At 42.7% G+C, this 20908-nt stretch carries 20 protein-coding genes; 13 read left to right on the forward strand and 7 right to left on the reverse strand.

The genetic code is table 11. The features are described from left to right. Positions 1–37: 37 nt before the first annotated feature. The gene (locus EYW48_RS04095; protein ID WP_277431902.1) at positions 38–1273 is read right to left on the reverse strand and encodes a DEAD/DEAH box helicase; all 1236 of its coding nucleotides are present in this window, start codon (positions 1271–1273) and stop codon (positions 38–40) included. A gap of 256 nt (positions 1274–1529) precedes the next feature. On the opposite strand from EYW48_RS04095, the gene EYW48_RS04100 reads away from it, so the two are divergent. The 7 genes from EYW48_RS04100 (at position 1530) to nhaD (ending at position 9900) form a co-directional block, all read left to right on the forward strand. Then, positions 1530–3008, forward strand: coding sequence for a phospholipase D family protein (locus EYW48_RS04100; protein WP_277431929.1), 1479 nt, complete (start codon positions 1530–1532; stop codon positions 3006–3008). Between the two features lie 220 nt (positions 3009–3228). Beyond that, positions 3229–3711, forward strand: coding sequence for a transcriptional regulator SlyA (gene slyA / locus EYW48_RS04105; protein ID WP_277431903.1), 483 nt, complete (start codon positions 3229–3231; stop codon positions 3709–3711). Positions 3712–3717: 6 nt separating this feature from the next. Beyond that, positions 3718–4776 (forward strand): HlyD family secretion protein, encoded by a 1059-nt coding sequence (locus EYW48_RS04110; protein WP_274681566.1) that lies wholly within the window; start codon positions 3718–3720, stop codon positions 4774–4776. Positions 4777–4787: 11 nt separating this feature from the next. After that, the gene (locus tag EYW48_RS04115) at positions 4788–5822 is read left to right on the forward strand and encodes a DUF2955 domain-containing protein (protein WP_261918428.1); all 1035 of its coding nucleotides are present in this window, start codon (positions 4788–4790) and stop codon (positions 5820–5822) included. A gap of 303 nt (positions 5823–6125) precedes the next feature. Beyond that, positions 6126–6569 (forward strand): DoxX family protein, encoded by a 444-nt coding sequence (locus EYW48_RS04120; RefSeq protein WP_172533409.1) that lies wholly within the window; start codon positions 6126–6128, stop codon positions 6567–6569. Between the two features lie 407 nt (positions 6570–6976). Continuing rightward, positions 6977–8281 carry a dicarboxylate/amino acid:cation symporter gene (locus EYW48_RS04125; protein ID WP_053308991.1) on the forward strand — a complete coding sequence of 435 codons (1305 nt, stop codon included), beginning with the start codon at positions 6977–6979 and terminating at the stop codon, positions 8279–8281. A gap of 179 nt (positions 8282–8460) precedes the next feature. Continuing rightward, on the forward strand, positions 8461–9900 hold the full coding sequence (nhaD, locus tag EYW48_RS04130) for a sodium:proton antiporter NhaD (RefSeq protein ID WP_274675444.1): 1440 nt from the start codon (positions 8461–8463) through the stop codon (positions 9898–9900). A 149-nt stretch (positions 9901–10049) separates the two neighbouring features. On the opposite strand, the gene EYW48_RS04135 is transcribed toward nhaD, so the two are convergent. The 4 genes from EYW48_RS04135 to EYW48_RS04150 all read right to left on the reverse strand — a co-directional run bounded on the left by EYW48_RS04135 (position 10050) and on the right by EYW48_RS04150 (position 14863). Further along, on the reverse strand, positions 10050–10973 hold the full coding sequence (locus EYW48_RS04135) for a Gfo/Idh/MocA family oxidoreductase (RefSeq protein ID WP_277431904.1): 924 nt from the start codon (positions 10971–10973) through the stop codon (positions 10050–10052). 84 nt (positions 10974–11057) lie between these two features. After that, positions 11058–11588 (reverse strand): MltR family transcriptional regulator, encoded by a 531-nt coding sequence (locus EYW48_RS04140; protein WP_176245758.1) that lies wholly within the window; start codon positions 11586–11588, stop codon positions 11058–11060. 63 nt (positions 11589–11651) lie between these two features. Continuing rightward, the gene (locus EYW48_RS04145) at positions 11652–12800 is read right to left on the reverse strand and encodes a mannitol-1-phosphate 5-dehydrogenase (RefSeq protein ID WP_176245738.1); all 1149 of its coding nucleotides are present in this window, start codon (positions 12798–12800) and stop codon (positions 11652–11654) included. Positions 12801–12913: 113 nt separating this feature from the next. Then, entirely contained in the window at positions 12914–14863 is a 1950-nt protein-coding gene (locus EYW48_RS04150) for a PTS mannitol transporter subunit IICBA (RefSeq protein WP_261918505.1), read from the reverse strand. A gap of 767 nt (positions 14864–15630) precedes the next feature. Here EYW48_RS04150 and EYW48_RS04155 point away from each other — a divergent pair. Together EYW48_RS04155 and EYW48_RS04160 are read left to right on the forward strand one after the other, a co-directional pair. Continuing rightward, positions 15631–16578, forward strand: a complete 948-nt coding sequence (locus EYW48_RS04155) for a peptidoglycan DD-metalloendopeptidase family protein (protein ID WP_274672383.1) — start codon at positions 15631–15633, stop codon at positions 16576–16578. Between the two features lie 8 nt (positions 16579–16586). Continuing rightward, entirely contained in the window at positions 16587–16883 is a 297-nt protein-coding gene (locus tag EYW48_RS04160; protein ID WP_338114850.1) for a polymer-forming cytoskeletal protein, read from the forward strand. An 89-nt stretch (positions 16884–16972) separates the two neighbouring features. Here the strand turns inward: EYW48_RS04160 and nagB are convergent, their stop codons facing one another. Next, the gene (nagB, locus tag EYW48_RS04165; protein WP_053308985.1) at positions 16973–17773 is read right to left on the reverse strand and encodes a glucosamine-6-phosphate deaminase; all 801 of its coding nucleotides are present in this window, start codon (positions 17771–17773) and stop codon (positions 16973–16975) included. Positions 17774–18093: 320 nt separating this feature from the next. Between nagB and EYW48_RS04170 the strand changes: the two genes are divergently transcribed. Then, positions 18094–18345: a DUF3081 domain-containing protein gene (locus tag EYW48_RS04170; protein WP_277431905.1), complete on the forward strand. Its 252-nt coding sequence runs from the start codon at positions 18094–18096 to the stop codon at positions 18343–18345. A gap of 153 nt (positions 18346–18498) precedes the next feature. Here EYW48_RS04170 and EYW48_RS04175 read toward each other — a convergent pair whose 3' ends face one another. Beyond that, on the reverse strand, positions 18499–18858 hold the full coding sequence (locus tag EYW48_RS04175) for a DUF413 domain-containing protein (protein WP_053308983.1): 360 nt from the start codon (positions 18856–18858) through the stop codon (positions 18499–18501). A 148-nt stretch (positions 18859–19006) separates the two neighbouring features. On the opposite strand from EYW48_RS04175, the gene EYW48_RS04180 reads away from it, so the two are divergent. The 3 genes from EYW48_RS04180 to EYW48_RS04190 all read left to right on the forward strand — a co-directional run bounded on the left by EYW48_RS04180 (position 19007) and on the right by EYW48_RS04190 (position 20902). Beyond that, positions 19007–19897 carry a LysR family transcriptional regulator gene (locus EYW48_RS04180; RefSeq protein ID WP_053308982.1) on the forward strand — a complete coding sequence of 297 codons (891 nt, stop codon included), beginning with the start codon at positions 19007–19009 and terminating at the stop codon, positions 19895–19897. 108 nt (positions 19898–20005) lie between these two features. Beyond that, the gene (locus tag EYW48_RS04185) at positions 20006–20485 is read left to right on the forward strand and encodes a methylated-DNA--[protein]-cysteine S-methyltransferase (RefSeq protein ID WP_176245759.1); all 480 of its coding nucleotides are present in this window, start codon (positions 20006–20008) and stop codon (positions 20483–20485) included. Between the two features lie 9 nt (positions 20486–20494). Continuing rightward, positions 20495–20902, forward strand: a complete 408-nt coding sequence (locus tag EYW48_RS04190) for a hypothetical protein (protein ID WP_171979892.1) — start codon at positions 20495–20497, stop codon at positions 20900–20902. Positions 20903–20908: the final 6 nt, after the last annotated feature.

A 20908-nucleotide genomic window follows, 5' to 3' on the forward strand; every position in this document is an offset into this window, starting at 1 on the left:
AATACATAGCTGGGTTCCAAGCGGCTGATCTAGCCAATTACTTTTTCTTATCAGCCGTTTTTTTCTGAAACTGTTTAATACTGCGTTTTTGTGCACTACGACGATTGGCTTGCTTATCACGCGGTTTACGCTTACTGGCACCTGTTGTCGGTTGGTCAGTCACCGTAAATCCAGCAAGTTCATGCTGTGGTAGCTCACGCTGAGTTAACTGGCGGATGGCTTGTAAAGCCTCCGTTTCACCATGGCAGGTTAACGATATGGCCAAACCATGCTGCCCTGCTCTCGCGGTACGACCAATCCGATGCACATACACAGGAGCACTGGTTGGTAAATCAAAGTTAATGACTATCGGTAGCGCATCGATATGAATTCCACGAGCCAGTAAATCGGTCGCAACCAACACGTCGATTTTGTTCGCTTTAAAGTCAGCTAACGTTTGTGTGCGCACGGTTTGATCTTTGTCGCCATGCAATGCCGCCGCTTTTATTCCCGCCTTAAGTAGTTTTTTGCTCAAAGTATCCGCGTTATCTTTGGCACTGATAAATACCAAGACCTGCTGCCCTACATGTTCTTTCAATAAGGCGATCAACGCCTGTGATTTACTGCCCTTATTGACGAGAAAAATCCGTTCTTCAACCTCATCGACAACTTGATTCGTTTCATTTGCCTCAATGCGTATTGGATTGGACAACAAACCCTGAGATAAGTCATTCAGTGCATCAGAAAAGGTCGCTGAAAATAGTAATGTCTGATGTTCACTAGACATTAATTGCACGATACGCTGCACATCTGGCCAAAAACCCATATCCAGTAGGCGATCCGCTTCATCCAACACCAGTTGCTGAACAGATTCAAGTGACACGTGCTGTTGTTTGAGTAAATCAAGCAGACGACCCGGTGTGGCAACCAACAGATGTGGCAGTTTAGCCAGCGCATTAAGCTGCTCATTTTGATCAACCCCACCGCATAATGTACATAAGCGAATACCCATTTTCAGGGCAATGGACGATAAGTCTTGGCTAACTTGCACCGCTAGCTCTCGCGTGGGCACTAAAATCACACTTTGAATGTCCAGTAAATTTGGCTCAACTCGTTGTAACAGTGGCAAGCCAAACGCCAGTGTTTTACCACTTCCCGTCTGTGCTAATGCTAAAACATCACCTCCAGCCAGCACTGCGGGTATCGCTAAGCGCTGAATTTTTGTCGGTGTTAGCAGTGAACTAGGAAGGGATGCAACAAGCAAAGCATGTAAATTCAGGTTGGAAAAGGTCATAGGATCAGGTCATCAAAGAGGATAAGTGGTTAAGTCTAAACAGACGAGTGGCTGATGTATACTGACAATCAGAGCGAATTCCGTCGGCAACTAAATCAAATATCCCCAAACAGGGTCAAGACATCATGAGTATTGATAAATTAGCATCCGACTTCACCCATCATATATACTGAATGAGTTGTCTATTGTTAAGGACTTTCTCGCTTTTATGAAACGTTTTTCTTCCACTATATCGCACCTTTTTTTCTTGTCTGCGATGCTTTTTTTATTTGGCTGTAGCTCATCAATTCCCCCAGCCGCCAGTGAAAAAACACCGAGCTTTCACTATGGCTACCAGGCCGAATCCCCCCTAGCCCATTATTTTTCACAAACCCAGTTCGATATCTCTCAATACACCGGGTTTTATCCTTTAGAAAAAGGACACGATGGACTATTGGCTCGCCTTGCTTTAATCGAATCGGCACAAAAAAGCCTCGACGTGCAGTACTACATTTACCGAGATGACGAAACTAGCCAACTATTGACTTGGCACTTATATTCCGCAGCAGAACGTGGGGTCAGAGTAAGAATATTACTAGACGACATGCAACAACGCAGTGACAAAGGAATGGCCTACTTAAACCAACATCCCAAAATCGAAATTCGCCTGTTTAATCCTTACTACAACCGTACTGCTCGTGGCTCTCATTTTCTGATGGATTTTGATAGGCTTAATCACCGAATGCACAATAAGTCGATAAGCGCCGACAGTGTCGTGTCGATTGTAGGGGGGAGAAACATCGGCAATGAATATTTCTCTTATGAATCGAGTGTTGAATTTGGTGACTTTGATGTCATGTTATATGGCAACACTGTGGCTCAAACTGAAGATCAATTTGATCAATATTGGAACAGTGACATGGCAGTTCCTTTAGAGTGGCTTGTCAGCAATGTAAAACCACTTACCTCTTCCGATATCGAAGAATGGGTGGCGGACGCCCAACCCGCTCAAAAGTTCACCCAAGGCCAATATGATATCCATCAACTGCCTTTCTATCAAAAACTCATCTCCAGTAAATTGCCTCTCTATTGGGGAAAAGGCGTTTTACTGTATGATTCGCCAGACAAAGTAGCAGGCCAAGGTAAAAAATTAACTGATGATCTCAACACACTACTAGAAGATGTCGACCATTCATTAGTGTTAATTTCACCTTATTTTGTCCCAACAGAGCTGGGAGCACAGGCTTTAGCTGAGGCAGCACAGTCTGGTAAAGAGATCACCATAATCACCAATTCATTAGCCTCCAATGATGTATTTGCGGTGCACGGTTGGTATGCCAAATATAGACTCACACTGATCGAAGCTGGTGTAAAATTGTGGGAAATTCGCTCAACAGCCAAGCTCAACAGTAAATGGAGCCTCACAGGCAGTAGCCGTTCAAGTTTGCATGCCAAAGCGATGATGTTGGATGAAAGGAAAATGTTTGTAGGTTCAATGAACTGGGATCCACGATCCGTCAAATTGAATACCGAAATGGCGGTGGTCATTGAACAACCAGAATACGTCCAATATTTTTTAAAACGTCTTGATATAGCGCTGAAGAAAAATGCCTACCAAGTAATTATCGATGAAGGCGATATTGTTTGGCTGGACCATACCACACAACAAATATTAACCAGTGAACCCGATGCCAGTGTTTGGCGAAAAATAGGAGCTTGGTTCGCTGGCGTTTTGCCAATAGAAGACCAACTGTAATACGTTCTTAAAATAGAAGGCAACATTTATTCCACTGCCTTCTATTTATTCCCTGATTATGATTCCTTTGTCACGCCCCAAGCCACTCAGTAAATGGATATTAGCCTAGCCACACTCTGACCACTACCAACATAAATTCAGTGATTTTCATCACATTTCAATTTACTTAGCGCGCTAAGTAAACTATATTACTTAGCATGCTAAGCAATCGAGAAACATCATGGTAGACGACATAAATATCTTGCGAGATTTATCACTCGCCGAACAATTAGGCCGGGTATCACGCTTATGGAAAACAGTAGCCGATCGAGAACTCGCACCTTTGGGTTTAACCCACCCTCGTTGGACGGCTATCTGGAAACTGCAAAGGCTCGGAGACAATATTAGCCAAAAAGCCTTAGCAGAAGCCTTAGAGATTGAGTTGCCTTCACTGATGAGAACCCTCAACCAACTCGAAGAGCAATCACTCATTGTTCGTCATTGTTGCACGCACGATAAAAGAGCTCGAATCGTCAGTTTGACCATTCAAGGACAGAACCTGATCAAGCAAATAGAAGCGCGTATTTTGCAGGTCCGACGTGACTTACTGGGTCATATCGATGAAGAACAACTGCACAAACTCACACTCATCCTAGAACAAATTGCTCAAAATGCTCTTCACACTCTTAGCGAACCCTTCAATGCTGACTCACAGGAGCAATAATTATTTATGACACCAGACCAAAAATTTGCTCGTTGGATCAAATATTCCTGCATAGCGTTCGTGATGGTATTTGCCTATTTTTTGGTAGCGGACTTAGCCATGCCACTGACACCACAAGCAATGGCGACTCGTAATATTACTAAAATTTCGCCTCGTATTAACGGGCAAATCAGCCATATATTTGTCTCCAATAACCAAATGGTACAGCAAGGAGACGTGCTGTTTACTATTGATCCACGACCATATCAACTTGCCGTAGAGCAAGCTCAGCTAAACTATGAACGCACGGCACAAAATAATGCTCAGTTGGATGCCTCCATTGCCGCAGCCGATGCAAATGTGACGGCAAGCACTATTATCGCGGACCAAAAACAACGCGAAGCAAACCGTTTAGATACTCTTTTCAATCGTAATGGGACATCTCAACAATTAAGAGATGATGCGAAAAGTGCAGCCGTGGCTGCAAAAGCAAATTTACTGGCGGCGAAAGCTCAGTTGAAAGAACTGCAAGTCAGTCGTGGCGAACACGATGACAATAATGTCAACCTGCGAGTGGCGCTTAACCAATTGGAGCAAGCAAAATTGAACCAGTCCTATACAAGAGTAGTGGCAGAGCGTGATGGGGTGATCACCAATTTACAACTTGAGATTGGCTCTTATGCGATTGCAGGAACGCCATTGATTGCGTTAGTCGCCACCGATGTCGACATCATTGCTGACTTCCGAGAAAAAAGCTTACGCCATTTGGCGAGCAACAACCGAGCATTGATCGCTTTTGATAGTAAGCCGGGGCAAATTTTTCAAGCTTATGTACGTAGCCAAGATGCGGGCGTTAGCGCCGGGCAATTTGATGCTAACGGCCGCTTAGCTACGCCAACAGAATCAAACCGTTGGGTACGTGATGCACAACGGATGCGTTTGCACCTCGCCATTGATGACGGTTCAGGATTAGATCTACCTTCAGGAGCCCGAGCAACGGTGCAGTTGTTGCCGGAAAACGCACTGTTTGCTTGGTTTGCAACGCTACAGATCCGGTTTGTAAGTACTCTGCATTACATTTATTAAGTGGAGGAAACATGCGACTTTGGGATCACCCATTATCTGAGAATGATTTTCGCCAATGCCTACGCATTGCCACGGGAGCAACAATAGGTTTTACTTTTTGTAAGCTATTAGACTGGAACTACGGGGTCTTTTTTACCGTAACCCCTATGTTGTTGTTGGGTATGGTACCAGTTATGAATGCTCATGCCGCTAGGCAACTTCTAGTATCCGCTGTCGTCTGTGGATTAGAAGTTGGCATTTTAGGTGGTTTTTTTGGCAGCCACCCAGCGTTAATGACACTGATTGCCTTTGTACTGTTTTTGTATAAATTCGCCTGTATGTCGAAGGGCAGCTTATTTCTGTTTGGTGCGAACAGCGTTTTAAGCCTCAGCATTATGCTGCACTTTGCAAGCTACCCAACGACGGACCTTAATGATTTGATTTCGAGTAATTTTATTGCCAATTTTATATCAGTGATAATTGCGTACCTAGTGACATTTTATATTCCTGACACACAACCAAGGCAGCCTATCACTAGACCGACTGAACCCAAAGGATCGCATCGGATGCGACATGAGGCCTTGATGGGTGCAAGCATTGCAACGCTATCGTTTATTGTTTTCCAAGTCTTTGACCTACAAGATTCAATGTCTGCGCAAGCCACCACAATACTGTTGCTATTTCCTATGCATTGGAATGGAGCGCTCGGGTATGCAAGAAAAAGAGCAATGGGAACACTACTTGGTGTCACCTTTGGTATTGCGGTTCAACTACTACTTTACGACTGGTCCGGACTACTAGTGCTTGTCGTTCCCTTGCTTTGGATCGGTGCAATGCTCTTTAGCTATTTACATGTCAAAGAGTCCAGTGGTTCTGGTGTCGGGTTTGGTGCACTCACCACTTTGGGTATCTTATTTGGCCAATATTTAGCTCCAGGCAACGACTTGATCTTTAGCGCGATGTACCGTGTCAGCAGCATCTTATTCGCGATAGTCGCTACATTACTTACAACTTACCTGATCCACCGACTGCTTAATCATTTTAAAGCGACACAATTTGGTCAATAGACATAGCACTCTAGAAGTCAGATTAAATCGCTAATTTTTCTGTTCTATTTTTTCAACCATTTCATATTCACTTAATATTTAATATTGAGTGAATATATATAACATAATCTTAATTGTTTGTTTTTAATTAGATAAATATAAAAACCGAGGATGAAATATCATTCAACTTTTTCGAACCTAACCATCAAAATAGCATTGTTATCTTGCCTATCCAACCACACTATAATCGCTCTAACAGTTGAGGAGACACGCCAATTGGTGCCGTCACCACAAATATTTCAATAAAAATGAGAGAGCATCACAATGAAAGCACTACTTAAACAATTAACCACATCAACCACTGGTTTTTCAGCACTTGCTTTGCGCATCCCTGTTGGAATCATTTTTATGGCGCATGGTTCACAAAAACTATTTGGTTGGTTTGGCGGTTATGGCTTACAGGGCACTGGACAATGGATGGCATCTATCGGCTTGGAACCAGGCGTATTAATGGCATTTCTAGCAGGTTGTGGTGAGTTCTTTGGTGGGCTGTTCATTTTACTTGGTTTGCTGACTCGACCGGCAGCTTTAGTGCTTTCATTAACGATGATTGTAGCGATTGCATCCGTACATATTGGTAACGGTTTATTTATGGCAAACAACGGTTATGAATTCGGCCTTGCACTACTAGCAGCAAGTGCATCACTGGCATTTTCTGGTGCGGGGAAAGTTGGTGTGGATAATTGGTTGAATAATAAATTAGCCTGACTAGCACGTAAATCTAAGGCTATCAGTGATTGGATGGTGTGGTAATGCATTATCCCATTGCAAAATAGTCTTATTAAAGACTAAAAATTATTCATACTAACCATACATTGCGTATAAATATGCAACCAAAAGTGCATCAAACTAGTTAAATATCCGTATTATTTTCAGCAGATGAGAATATCGAAACTTGTTAAACATAAGGGCACCCATGTTGCCCTATCGTCAAACATCGAAATAAAAATCTGAAAATATGTTACAAAATGGTTTCATTATCCTCTATTTTAGTGATAAAGATCACAGCAATTGAGCATTCACATTATTTTACTTTTTGATCTGCTTGCTCCCCTGCTAACCTGCGGCACGCTTTGAAATGATGTCGAAGTGCATAAAATAAAGGAGTGTTCACAATGAATACCAAAAAACCGATGTCGCTTACCGGCCGTGTTATTTTAGGTATGGTAGCGGGTATCTTAACTGGGTTTGCTATTCGAACCCTATTCGCAGAAAGCGGTTTCGTTGACGCCTACATCGTCAACGGTTTATTTGAAGTCGGCGGCAAAATCTTTATCGCCAGTTTGAAAATGCTTGTTGTTCCTCTCGTGTTTGTTTCATTAGTTTGCGGTACAAGCTCACTAAAAGATCTGTCAACACTTGGACGTATGGGTGGTAAAACGCTCGCGTTTTACATCGCAACGACAGCGATCGCCATTACATTAGCCCTAACAATGGGTACGATATTCCAGCCAGGTGCTGGTGCAGACCTTACTGCGGCGAGTTCATTTAAATCAGCACAAGCGCCATCTCTAGGCCAAGTGTTTATTGATATGTTCCCAACCAACCCTATCAGCGCAATGGCTGAAGGTAAAACGCTACAAGTAATTGTGTTTGCTGTACTGTTTGGTATTGCAATTAGCGCAGCTGGTAAACCGGGGGAACGTATTGCAGCGGTTTTTAACGACCTCAATGAAGTGATCATGAAACTGGTCGCGCTACTGATGAACCTTGCCCCTTACGGCGTATTCTTCCTAATGGCAAAGCTATTTACTGGTCTTGGTCTAGGCGCAATCTTGAACCTTGCTGAATACTTTGTGGTATTAACCGCCACCTTACTGATACATGGCTTGGTGACCTACAGCTTAATGTTAAAAGGTTTTACAGGATTAAGTCCAATCACCTTCTTCCGCAAGATGGAAGATGCGATCATGTTTGCGTTCTCTACGGCTTCTTCTAACGCAACCATTCCTGTTACCATGGAAACCGCAAAGAACCGTTTTGGTGTACACAATAAAGTGGCTTCATTCACAGTTCCGCTTGGTGCAACAGTCAACATGGACGGCACGGCGATCATGCAAGGTGTTGCGACCGCGTTTATTGCTCAAGCATTTAATATCGACCTCACCATGGGTGACTACCTGATGGTAATTCTGACTGCAACGCTAGCATCAGTAGGCACCGCTGGGGTTCCAGGTGTCGGCCTTGTGATGCTTGCCATGGTACTTAACCAAGTCGGTTTACCACTTGAAGGTATTGCACTGATTATGGGCGTTGATCGCTTGTTAGATATGATCCGTACTGCGGTCAATATCACTGGTGATAGCTGCGTAACCTTAATTGTTGCGAAAACTGAAGGCGCGTTAGATGAAGCTCGCTTTAATGACCCACATGCAGGTGAAAAAGAAGAAGAAGTGCATTTGGCGAAAGTTCAAGCTTAATTTTTTCACCTTCTAACTATAAAACCAAAAACCCCATAGCCATTGCTATGGGGTTTTTCTTTGTTAGGTTCAAAACTCAAAAATAAGACTAAAAATCAACCAGATCAGAGCTATCTCACATCGGACTACCTTGAATAGATCTAGAATTTTATCAGCCTAACATTCAAGGAGTAAGCACGATGATATCTCGCCTCGTATGGCCTACCTTACTGTGCACTGTTTTAACATCTTCACTTGCCTACGCGTCATCGGTAGATCTTCAGCCGTTAGATCTGACTCACTCTTCTATTGGGTATGCAGCACTAGCCATTTTTACTGTGGCATACACTTTGGTCATGTTAGAGGAATACCTCAAGTTACGAAAATCCAAACCCGTGTTACTTGCCGCTGGTTTGATTTGGGCAATGATTGGTTATGTCTATCAACAATACGGCTTAACCGAAATAGCAAGAGCCGCACTCGAGCATAACTTACTAGAATACGCAGAATTATTACTGTTCTTATTAGTCGCGATGACTTACATCAGCGCAATGGAAGAACGACGGCTGTTTGATGCTCTGCAAGCATGGATGGTCGGAAAAGGCTTTGATTTTCGATCGCTGTTCTGGCTAACGGGGTTACTCGCCTTTTTTATTTCCCCCATTGCCGATAACCTGACCACCGCATTATTGATGTGTGCCGTTGTATTAAAGGTTGCGGGCGATAACGCTCGCTTTGTCAATATTGCCTGCATCAATATTGTTGTTGCCGCCAATGCGGGTGGAGCATTCAGCCCGTTTGGTGACATCACTACATTAATGGTTTGGCAAGCTGGTCATGTATCGTTTTCCGAGTTCATGCCACTGTTTCTTCCCTCGGCCATCAATTACCTAGTTCCTGCATTATTGATGTCATTTTTCTTACCACAAGAAAAACCCAACACCGTGCATCAACATGTCGAACTCAAACGCGGTGCTCGCCGTATTGTAGCGTTATTCATACTTACGATTGCTACTGCGGTTTCTTTTCACGCTGCCCTCCATTTTCCGCCCGTAATCGGGATGATGATGGGGCTAGCTTATTTGCAATTCTTTGGCTATTTCTTGCGTAAAACACTCCCGACCTCATTAGCAAAAAAAACCGCCCTTGCGATTGCAAACCATGATGAAGCCGCCTTGAAACGAATTGGCTCAGTTGTTCCCTTTGATGTATTTAAACGAGTGTCACACGCAGAATGGGATACATTACTGTTTTTTTATGGCGTAGTTATGTGTGTAGGTGGCTTAAGCCTATTAGGATATTTAGGGTTGATTTCCGAAGTGATGTACACCGAGTGGAACCCCGTTTTGGCCAATATAGTGGTCGGGATTCTATCCGCCATTGTCGATAATATTCCCGTCATGTTTGCGGTACTCACCATGGAGCCAGCTATGTCTACCGGTAACTGGTTATTAGTGACGCTAACTGCTGGGGTTGGAGGCAGCTTACTTTCCATTGGCTCTGCCGCTGGCGTAGCATTAATGGGAGCCGCACACGGCAAATACACTTTTTTCGGGCATTTAAAGTGGACGCCAATTATTGCTGTCGGCTATGCCACAAGCATCGCTGTGCATTTATTACTCAATCAAATAATGTTTTAGTTTTTTGAAAATATACGTAAAGTTAAAGCATTAGGCTTAAGTACAAAAGCAATCACCTAGTAAGGAACCTTGTTGATCAATTCAGCGCTCTAAGCGCAATAATCCCAAGGCTTTTTACGTTAACTGAGCTACTTGAGCAACGGGTATACTTAGCTTAAAGCGATTTTTTGATGTAACGCCTCAGCCAATTGGTGCGACGATAAATTACGAGTCACGATGGCGCTGTCCAACTTGCCCGAATTTACCACACGAATCCAATCCTCAATCATTGCCGTGAAACCTTTGCTAGTGAGCATTGGGGTCCAGTCTTTCAGGCTAAGTGTCCGCTCTTGTCCCTGATACCAGTGCTTCCCTTCGGTAAAGGAATGAAATTCAAAGGCTTCATTCGTAAAACAGGCACTCACTCGCTCGCAAGTGATGCCAAACTGGCGGTTCATGGAAGCATGCAATAAGCTTTCGCCATGCTGCCATTGGATATCAAGTCGCGATAACTGATCTTTTTCTCGCTGAAAGGTGATATACGCATCATCTAATACAGCTTTTGCATTGAGGTTAATGCTGTCTAATGGGTGAATAAAGTCATCAAAAATAAAAGTACGACTATCCCCCGGCAAATTATGGCGATGTTTTTCCCAACGTAAAGCCAGTAGGTCACTGCGTTGCCCTGTTTGCACACCACGGAGATGTTCGTTAAATAATGGAATATGTCGACGATTAAACCCGACATACAGTGGCTGGCGATATTTTTCTGCCATTTCATACAGCTGTTCACACGCAACCGCGCTGTCTGCAAGTGGTTTGTCAACAAAAGTAGGAATACCATGTTGCAAAAAAAATCGTGCGATTTGCGGATGAACTGCGGTCGCAGCATGGATCATCACGGCATCAACGTGATACTTCAGTAAATCTTGGTAATTCACGCAAGTATGCTGGATACGATAGCGCTGAGCTAATTGATTCAGCACCTCACTATTGCGGGTACAAAAGACTAACTCTACATCAGAGTGTTGCGTAATGACGGGAAGGTATGCTTTTTGTGCAATATCACCCAAACCAATAATACCAATTTTCATCGAAAAATCTCTTTCGTCTTCAATAAGCATTAGGCTAACACAGGGATATTAAAAAGTAGTGTATTGATAGCACCCATTGATGGGTCAGAAAGGGCTTTCTTTGTTGAGTTCATTGCAAATTTCGACAATGGCAAGAGACAGCCCTGATTTAATGATTTGTTGTTGGCGTTGCAGTTGTAACTGATAAAAATCTAGGTCGATGTCGCCATCAGGCTCAAGGACGTCGAGCTGTACCATGCCCATTTTGGCCACCAAATTGAGTTTTTTGATCGGCACTAAAATTTGGGGGTCAGTAAAGTCATATTCAGAACCATCACTATTGAGTTGATTACGTAGTTTGATGATGTCTTCAATGTCGTGATAAATATCATCGGGTAACACACCCAAGCCAAACAGGAGTTTTAGCCTAACCGATAAATTGCCTAGCGGGCCAGAGTCATGCAAAAGAGGACCGACTACTGATTGAACGGCAAAATTGTCTTTGCGAAACACACGTTGAATTAACGCATCAATGGCATCATTAAATACTTCAACCGTTGTAATAAAAAAGCCACGCACAGACAGCGCACTATTCAGTCGTTCAATAATATCGGTTTCGTTAATTTGTTCTGCCATACGCTGCACTAAATCTTGTGGTGAAGGGAGGGCACGATTGCCCTCCAACATATTGTTATTGTCTTAAAGCTGATGATAGATCGCTTCAATTTCTTTTACTTGTTCACTGTCAACATCTAACCCGGTGTAGTGAGCCAGTGTCTTATTAACCCCTTGTTCAGAAATTGAGTGTTGCAACTCAACCGCTTGAGGATCATCACTATTGGTGTATTTCAACGCCGCTGCAATACCTTTTAATAAGGTTTTGTTCTCAACACCGTACTCGATTGTACCGAGTAATGGCTTGATTAATCTATCGTTAGGACCAAGTTTTCTTAACGGTTGACGGCCAACGCGATCCACTTCATCCACCAAATAAGGGTTGGCAAAGCGCCCGAGTATTTTGTCAATGTAAGCGGAGTGCAGTGCACGATCAAACCCATAACGTCGAATCAACACCTCGCCACTTTCGTGCATCGCTTGTTTCACTTCTTGACGAATCGATGGGTCTTCTATCGCTTCACGAATTGTGTGATGTCCTTTTAAACACCCAAAATATGCGGTAATACAGTGACCCGTATTTAAAGTAAAGAGTTTACGTTCCACAAAGGCCATGAGGTTATCGGTTTTTTCCATGCCTTCAATGTCTGGAACTTCCCCCTTGAACTGCTGTTCATCAACAATCCATTCACTGAAGCTTTCAACCGTGACTTCAAGTGGGTCATCATTAGCCGCTTCCGCTGGAGGTACAATACGGTCCACCGCAGAGTCTACAAAACCAATCAGCTCATCTGCTTTAGCATAAAGTGCAGGTTCTAGATACTTATACACTTCACCTTTAAGGTGTGTCGTACCACGTACCATGTTCTCACATGCGATAATATTCAGCGGGGTATCATTGCCAACAGCAAAACGCTTGCTGATCCCCTGCGCGATGGTTTTTGCAATGATATCCAGCACTGCAGGACCAACGGCGGTGGTGACTAAATCGGTTTTTACGATTCGGTCAATGACGTCCTCACTCGCAGAATTAACCGCTGTTACATGAGTCACGGTGTCGATTTTACACTCGGATCCAACAACTTTCACTTTGTACTCTTGCTTATGACTGAGTTGGTCAACCAACGGTGCGTTTACGTCAGCAAAAGTAACTTCAATATCGGCATCAGCGAGCAATTTGCCAATAAAACCACGTCCAATATTACCCGCGCCAAAATGTACTGCATTTTTCATAATCTTACCTACCAAAAACTTGTTGAGAAAACAGAACTTACTAACAAACGATTGAGGTGAGGTCAGCGCTATAGGGGGGACACCGACCTCGTTTTGCCTCAGGAGCAAAAGGTTTACGCCGCTTGGGTACCTGATAGGATATCCAATATATCGCTCACGCTTTTCGTTGAGGTAAGCTTCTCGATTGCCTCTGGATCATCGAGTGCGTTAGTAATGGTAGTAATCACTTGAATGTGTTCATCATTTTTTGCTGCGATACCAATAACGAGTTTTGCAACATCGCTTTTATCATCGGTAAATTGAACGCCAGCTGGGTATTGGCAAATCACTATACCGGTCTTGATTACGCGATCTTTTGCCGCCACCGTACCATGAGGAACTGCAATCGATTCACCGAGGTATGTCGATACCATTTGCTCACGTTCAAACATGGCATCCACGTATTCAGGCTCGGCGTATCCCAATTCCACCAACTTGTTGCCAGCGAAGCGTATTGCCTCTTCTTTACTTGACGCATTCAGGCCAAGGTGAATGTTCTCTTTTTGAATTTGGAATACCGAAGGTTGTTGTACTTCAAAGCTGTCATCATTGGCCGCTAGAATCGAAAGTTTAACCGCTTCGCTATCATTTGCGGCTTGTGGGCGCTGCGCAGCAAGTAATTGAGTCACTAATTGGTTGTACATTTCACTGTCTAAAAAGTTGCTCAATGAAATATGGTGTGCGCTAGCGGCATGAGTACGTGCGCGGTCTGTTAAATCTTTATGAGTAATCACGATTTCTGCATTCTCTGGCAAACTATTAATGGCTAAGTTTGATACGTGGATGGCAAGGCCTGCATCTTTGACTTTCTTACGCAACATACTTGCGCCCATTGCGCTAGACCCCATACCCGCATCGCACGCAACAATAATGCTTTTTACATTGGCTAAGTTGATATCACCCTTGCGTGAAGCTGTTGCTGCATTACCTTTAGCGCCAGATTTCATGTCTTTCATTTGTGATGTTGCTTTTACTAATGCCGCTTCATCACCCTCTTCCTCGGTAGTGCCCTGTGCCTTCATAAGCAGTGACGCTACCGTAAACGACACACCCGCAGCAGCAAAGATAGAGCATAATACGCCAACAATAGAGCCTTTTTGCGTCATTAATAACACCGCAAAGATTGAGCCTGGAGATGCTGGAGAAACAATACCTGCGTCAAATACCGTCAGGGTGAATACGCCCGTCATACCACCAGCAATGGCTGCCAAGATAAGACGTGGATTCATTAGAATATATGGGAAGTAAATTTCGTGGATACCACCAAAGAAGTGGATAATAGATGCCCCACCAGCGGTTTGACGAGCGGTCCCTTTACCAAACACCATGTAAGCAAGCAAAATACCAAGGCCAGGACCTGGGTTAGCTTCAATTAAGAAGAAGATAGATTGACCGGTTTCACTCGCTTGTTGAATACCAAGCGGAGAGAAAATTCCGTGGTTGATCGCGTTATTTAGGAACAAGATCTTCGCTGGTTCAACAAAAATAGACGTTAGCGGTAAAAGGTGAGCTGCAACCAAGAAGTTAACTCCAGCCGCAAGACCACCAGAAAGAATTTTAACAAAAGGACCAATTAAGTAGAAAGCCAACATCGCGCCGAGCATACCGATAATGCCTGCAGAGAAGTTATTTACTAACATCTCAAAACCGCTTTTTACTTTGCCTTCAACACGCTGATCAAATGCTTTGATTGCCCAGCCGCCCATAGGACCGACAATCATCGCTCCCATGAACATTGGAATGTCAGTCCCAACAATCACACCCATAGTGGTAATTGCACCCACCACGGCTCCTCGCTCACCACCCACTAATTTACCACCGGTATAACCGATAAGTAGAGGCAGCAAATAGGTGATCATCGGTCCAACCATAGAGGCTAGTGTCTCATTCGGTAACCAGCCAGTTGGGATGAATAATGCGGTTATAAAACCCCACGCGATAAACGCGCCGATGTTTGGCATAACCATGTTAGATAAGAAGCGACCAAAATTTTGTATCTTGATCTTTGCATCTGGTGATATCATGTGGATTCCCCGTTCGATGTTCTGATGAATATTGTTGTTGTAACGGTTTCGCAAAAACCGTTGATTGCTTAGTACACAATCAATTTACCACACAAATTCATTTTAGAACTGACAACGGGTTTTCGTGATATGCCTCTCATAAACATTAGCTCACAAATGATTTCTTCGTGATCTTCATCATTTATTTGACATGAAATTTTATTACAAACAATGAAATTCCAGGTTGTCAATTACTTTTTTACAATCAACATCACATTTAAAACAGGTTACATAAAAATAAAAACAAGACACATGTCACACATTCGATATATTTATAATTCACGCTAACATATAACATGCCACAGATCACACTTTGCAATTTATTTCGCCTTGAAAAATAAATCACCCCAATATTAATTGTTAATTCTGTAATTTACATACACGCCACTTAAGAAACTATGTGCACAATAAAGAGTCTCAAAGTCACAATGCATTGTGCTGATAAAATGCGATTAGCCTACAACCTCCTAGATTTGGCTTCTGCATTTAGCAGCATTTCGGGGGGCATCTATTTCATTAACCACTTATCATCGAGTGCAGTATTAAGCTAGTGCTTTGTTTAAATTGATGTTTTTCTAATCACGATTGCATCGTGCATACGTTCCAATTCACAAAGATAACAATAAGGTTGTGAATTAGGCATTAACCTACAACGCTAAATGTTTTGACATTACTGATTCCCTGATAGAATCCGGTCACTTTTCACTATTAACGCTATAAACGAATCAATGAAAGAAAGAGTTATAGTTTCTGTTTCCTCTATTCATGGAACAAAGCACTTTCATATCGGTAAATGGTTTCGCCACTTTCTAAAAGGATTTGGATACTTGCTACTGGCTGGTGTCTTGGCGACTGGCGGCGTTATTTATTATCTAGTAAATGAAGTTGACTTTGCCAAACTCAAACAACAGGAGTTAGAAAGTCAATCCATGTCTTTAAGCGAAGAAGTCACTTCATTAAAAGAACTAAAAGACAACTTAGAAAATGATCTGCTAGAACGTGAAGAAAAAATGCAGTTGGTATCGGATAGGCTGGGTGATCTTGAAAAAGTGCTCGGTGTGGATGAAAGCGGTGCGGAACTAGAGTCACGTTTAGACACTGCTGCAATCACTTCTTCAGTAAGAATGGTGATGCTAACCCAAATACCAAGTGGTGCACCTGTGCATAACGCGCGAATTTCGTCAGGATATGGTAAACGTGTCCACCCCGTTACAGGCGCAGTCAAAGTTCATCGCGGACAAGATTTTGCAGTGAATACTGGTACACCTATTTATGCCCCAGCAGATGGCGTTGTTGAGGTCACTCGGGCAAGTAACAAGGGTTCTGGAAATTTTTTACGTCTTCAGCACTCCTATGGTTTTACCAGCTCTTATTCACATTTGCAGAAATTTGCAGTGAAAGGGGGTGATTTTGTGCAAAAAGGTGACTTAATTGCCTATTCCGGCAACACTGGGTTGTCTTCAGGCCCACATTTGCACTATGAAATTCGATTTGTCGGGCGCTCTTTAGATCCAAGACCATTTGTTGATTGGGGCGTAAATGATTTTGAAACGATATTTAGTAAGGTAAGAGGTATCCGATGGGAATCTTTAGTAAACAAAGTCGAGCTAAGAGTCAGCGCTCAGCTACAACTCTCATCGCAAAAGGCTGCGCCATTAACGGACAGCTCAAGCTAGAAAGCGATATACAAATTGATGGTTCAGTTGAAGGTCAAATACATGTCGATAAAACCATAGTGATCAGTGAAACGGGTATCGTTAGCGGGGAACTGTTTGCCGAGCATCTGATTATCAATGGTGAATTTGAAGGTACATGTCACGCCACTAAAATTGAAATTTTAAGTAAAGGTAGCGTTACTGGCTCTATTTATAGTGACGACCTTAGTATTGAACACGGTGGTCGTTTTAACGGTGTCACTTACCCAGCACCAGAAAAGCAAGTCGTTGAACTAAAAGATGTCAAACTAGCTGCGGAAGCATAATTCTTCAAAGCTTACATCTATAACAACAGCTACTCCATTAAAAAAGCCCTGCTATTTCTAGCAGGGCTTTTTAGAAAACAGCAGGTAACTTAAAAACCTACAATATTCTTCGCTTCTAATTCAGTAAAGTATTTCACGGTCTTTACTTTCAACTCTTGAGTTGATGGTTCATCACATACGATCACAGATTTTGGATGGAGCTGCAGTGCAGACACAGTCCATAGATGATTCACACTACCTTCAACTGCAGCTTGCAACGCAAGTGCTTTATTGTGGCCAGTCACCAAAATCATCACTTCTTCTGAATCAAGCAAAGTGCCCACGCCAATCGTCAATGCATACTTAGGTACTTGGTTGATATCACCATCAAAGAAACGTGAGTTAGCAATGCGTGTATCTTCGGTCAACGTTTTAATACGAGTGCGTGAAGAAAGAGAAGACGCAGGTTCATTGAAAGCAATATGGCCATCGTTACCCACACCGCCCATGAATAAATTGATGCGGCCATAAGACTTGATTTTGTCTTCATAACGTTTGCATTCTGCATCAACGTCATCAGCGTTACCGTTAAGCAAATTAATATTTTCTTCTTGAATATCAACGTGCTTAAAGAAATTGTTGTACATAAATGAACGGTAAGATTCCGGATGATCAGCAGGAATACCGATATACTCGTCCATGTTAAATGTCACCACATGCTTAAAGCTCACTTCACCGGCGTTGTACATTTCGATCAGCGCTTTATACGTAGCAAGCGGTGTTCCACCAGTAGGTAAGCCCAAAACGAAAGGACGATCCGCGCTTGGGTTAAATGCATTAATACGTTTTACGATGTGTGCAGCAGCCCATTTACCTACTTGCGCTGCCTGTTTTAACGGGATAAGTCTCATGTTTGGCCTCTAATAATTGGAATATTATGATGTACTGAAACATTAATTCGCATTATAAAATAAGTTTTTAGCGACTGCCATTGTTTTAGGTCAAATTTTAGAAGTTTATTGAATAAATTGCCCAAGATTGTTCAATTAACACTCACCCATCATCTGTATTAAAACAGTAACCTCTCTCATACTCTCATCATTTTAGTGAATATACAGAAAAAATTCATAGGTAAAATTAAGTGGAAACTTGATCTAAAACGCGATGATTGATGGCAGGAGCGGCGTTCCTTGACCATACTTGTCACACAGGCAAGAAAGGAGTTAACCTCATGAAAAATGAATTGGATAGCACAAAAGTTCTACATGCCTATGAGATGATAATGGAGAACGGCACACCCACTGAGTTTGGCAAGATTTACGAGGGTATTGAAGCCTTTTCAGACTACGATGGTTACAACATCTATATGCGCGGTAATGGTGTAGAACTCAAGGTTGGTTTTCACAACACTTACCATTTAGATTACGACAAAGAACATTTAAGAGATAGTTTCTTAAAGAAAGTATCGCAGTTAGCGAAATAGCACGAACTGGGAACAAGGCCCCAGCAACAAACCAATGCTAGGGCTTTGACAGGAAGACACTGGCTAAACTCTTAATCAGTTTCATTGGCACGTTGAAACCGCTTAACGATGAGCAAATCCTAAGCCATGAGGATTCTGCGTTAGAGATGAAGATTAATCTTCTTCGCTTAAGCTAACTTCTTCTTCGTTATAGTCGTCACCCGCTTCCGGTTTGTTGCGACCATTCAAAGTATGGAATCGCTTACGACCACGAGCGAGTTGTGTGTATTTCAACCAAACTCGCTCTAGCTTAGATTTAGCCTTTACTGGATTTTCAATCGCTTTAATAAAATGCGCTTCTTCTGCACTTTCTGGAAGAATATCACCAGATTCTAAGCCAAGCATGGTGTCCCCATAAGTGATCAGAAGCTCCTCTTCAGCAAGAGTAAAATCACCAGATTTTGCAAAGCCTCGCGGAAACTTTACATTGTCAAAAAATCGTTTTTTTCCGTGACGGAATTCAGTCTCAGACATATCAACCTCATGTGAATAATGCTGCCACCATGTAGCGATGGATCAGGCGAAAATTAGGCGTAATTCTCCCAAAAGAAAAACAAAAATTTTTTATCGTCATAATTGCTCTTCCTTGTTAATCTGGCGGGGTAATTTCAGAGGATTAAATATGGATGTAAAAGTTTTTCGCACTTTTCTAGAACTCGCTAAAGTTCGTCACTTTGGGCGAGCAGCTGAAAACCTTTATTTGACTCAAGCAGCGGTCAGTGCACGCATCAAACAACTCGAAAATTATTTCGATGCTCAACTGTTTACGCGAGATCGCAATAATATCAAGCTCACCTCTGCTGGGGAACGGCTCATCAACTATGCAGAAGTGATGGTCGCTACCCTACAACAAGCGAAATTCGAACTCTCTCTTGAAAATGGGAAGGCCTTACAACTCACGCTAGGCGGGACACCAAATGTATGGGATGCCTATTTGCAAAACTGCTTAAGCGTTGTCACCGACTCTTTTACCGGCTATGGCTTTATGGCTGAAGTAATGGGTAGAGAACACCTTAATCGCAGTTTACTTGAACGCACATTGGATATGGCTTTTGCTTTCGACCAAATCAAAGCCGAAGAACTCAACTGCAAAAAAGTAGCAGATATAGTACTAGTATTGGTATCCACTCGACCTGATACGTTAGCTACCGCCTTTGACAACAAATATGTCTATGTAGATTGGGGAAGTCGTTTCGCATCAGAGCACTCTGAGCGACACCCAAAGGCCCCAATTCCATTTTTACGAACGTCTACCGCTCGTATTGCACTTGATTTCATTCTCGAAAAAGGCGGCAGTGCTTATCTCCCTAAATCTTTAGTTGAACCATTTATCAATTCAGGCCAACTGTATCGCATTGAAGATGTGGAAGATTGGCAACGCCCTATCTATCTAAGCTATCGTAAAAACAGCTCATCGATTGAAGCAATTACACAAGTTGAAAAGTTAGTGGCTAATATTGATCCACTAACCGCTTACTCTTTACAACAAGCAGGTGATGCGGTTATCGACTGAGTTTATAATGAAGCCGTAATCAATATACCAATGCGCCAACTTGATTTACGAGAAAATAAGTCGGCTTGCAGGGGAGCTATGTCACTTTCGACTGCTGGAATCAACAATATGAATCACTTTGTTTATTATCAAAGTCCGTTAGGGCTGATGACGTTACAAGCCAACCAGCAGGGGTTGCTCGGCGCTTGGTTTGAAACCGAAACAACGAGACCTGATGAATTAGGAGAAAAATCAGAAAACTGTCCTATACTTACTAGCACAATCAAGCAGTTAGATGAGTATTTTACCGGGCGGCGAACTGTATTTGACATTCCTCTTGCCGCACAAGGCACCGTATTTCAGCAATCTGTTTGGCAAGCATTATGCGAGATCCCTTATGGGGAAACATGGAATTACCAGCAATTAGCGAATACCATTGGTAACCCTAAAGCAGTGAGAGCCGTTGGGCTGGCGAATGGGAAAAATCCTATTTCTATTATTGTGCCATGCCATAGAGTGATAGGGAAAAATGGCAAACTAACCGGTTATGCTGGTGGGCTTGAACGCAAAGCAAGTTTACTAGAGCTTGAGAATAGATTATCGAGGTAACGTTTTATGATGAGTTATACCTTAGTGAAATGGATAGGCACTTTGGCACTCATATCTGCTCTACAAGGCTGCTCTCAGGAAGATATTGAGCGTTGGGCCAATAGTGAAACCTACGAGTTTCACGGTACTTATGATAACCAATACAATTCCGATTTATTGATATTTGAAGATGGTATCGTTAGCGCACGTTCAGAAAAACAAACTTGGTCTCGTCCCTACACCGTTGACGGGACTCAAATTTCTATTCAAGTGCGCAATAATTCGAAAGAACAACGTGAAGACATTGTGATGGTGATACATGGCCAAGGTGAAGTCCTAACTTGTAGCGTTTGCGCTATGTATAAATTAAGTAATGTCTGGACTAAGATCGGCTATGTTGAAGCAAAAACGCCAACGATAGAAAGCGCGAGTCAATAACTCGCG

The organism is Vibrio sp. 1180_3 (assembly GCF_029478545.1).
GTDB classification, from domain to species: domain Bacteria; phylum Pseudomonadota; class Gammaproteobacteria; order Enterobacterales; family Vibrionaceae; genus Vibrio; species Vibrio aestuarianus.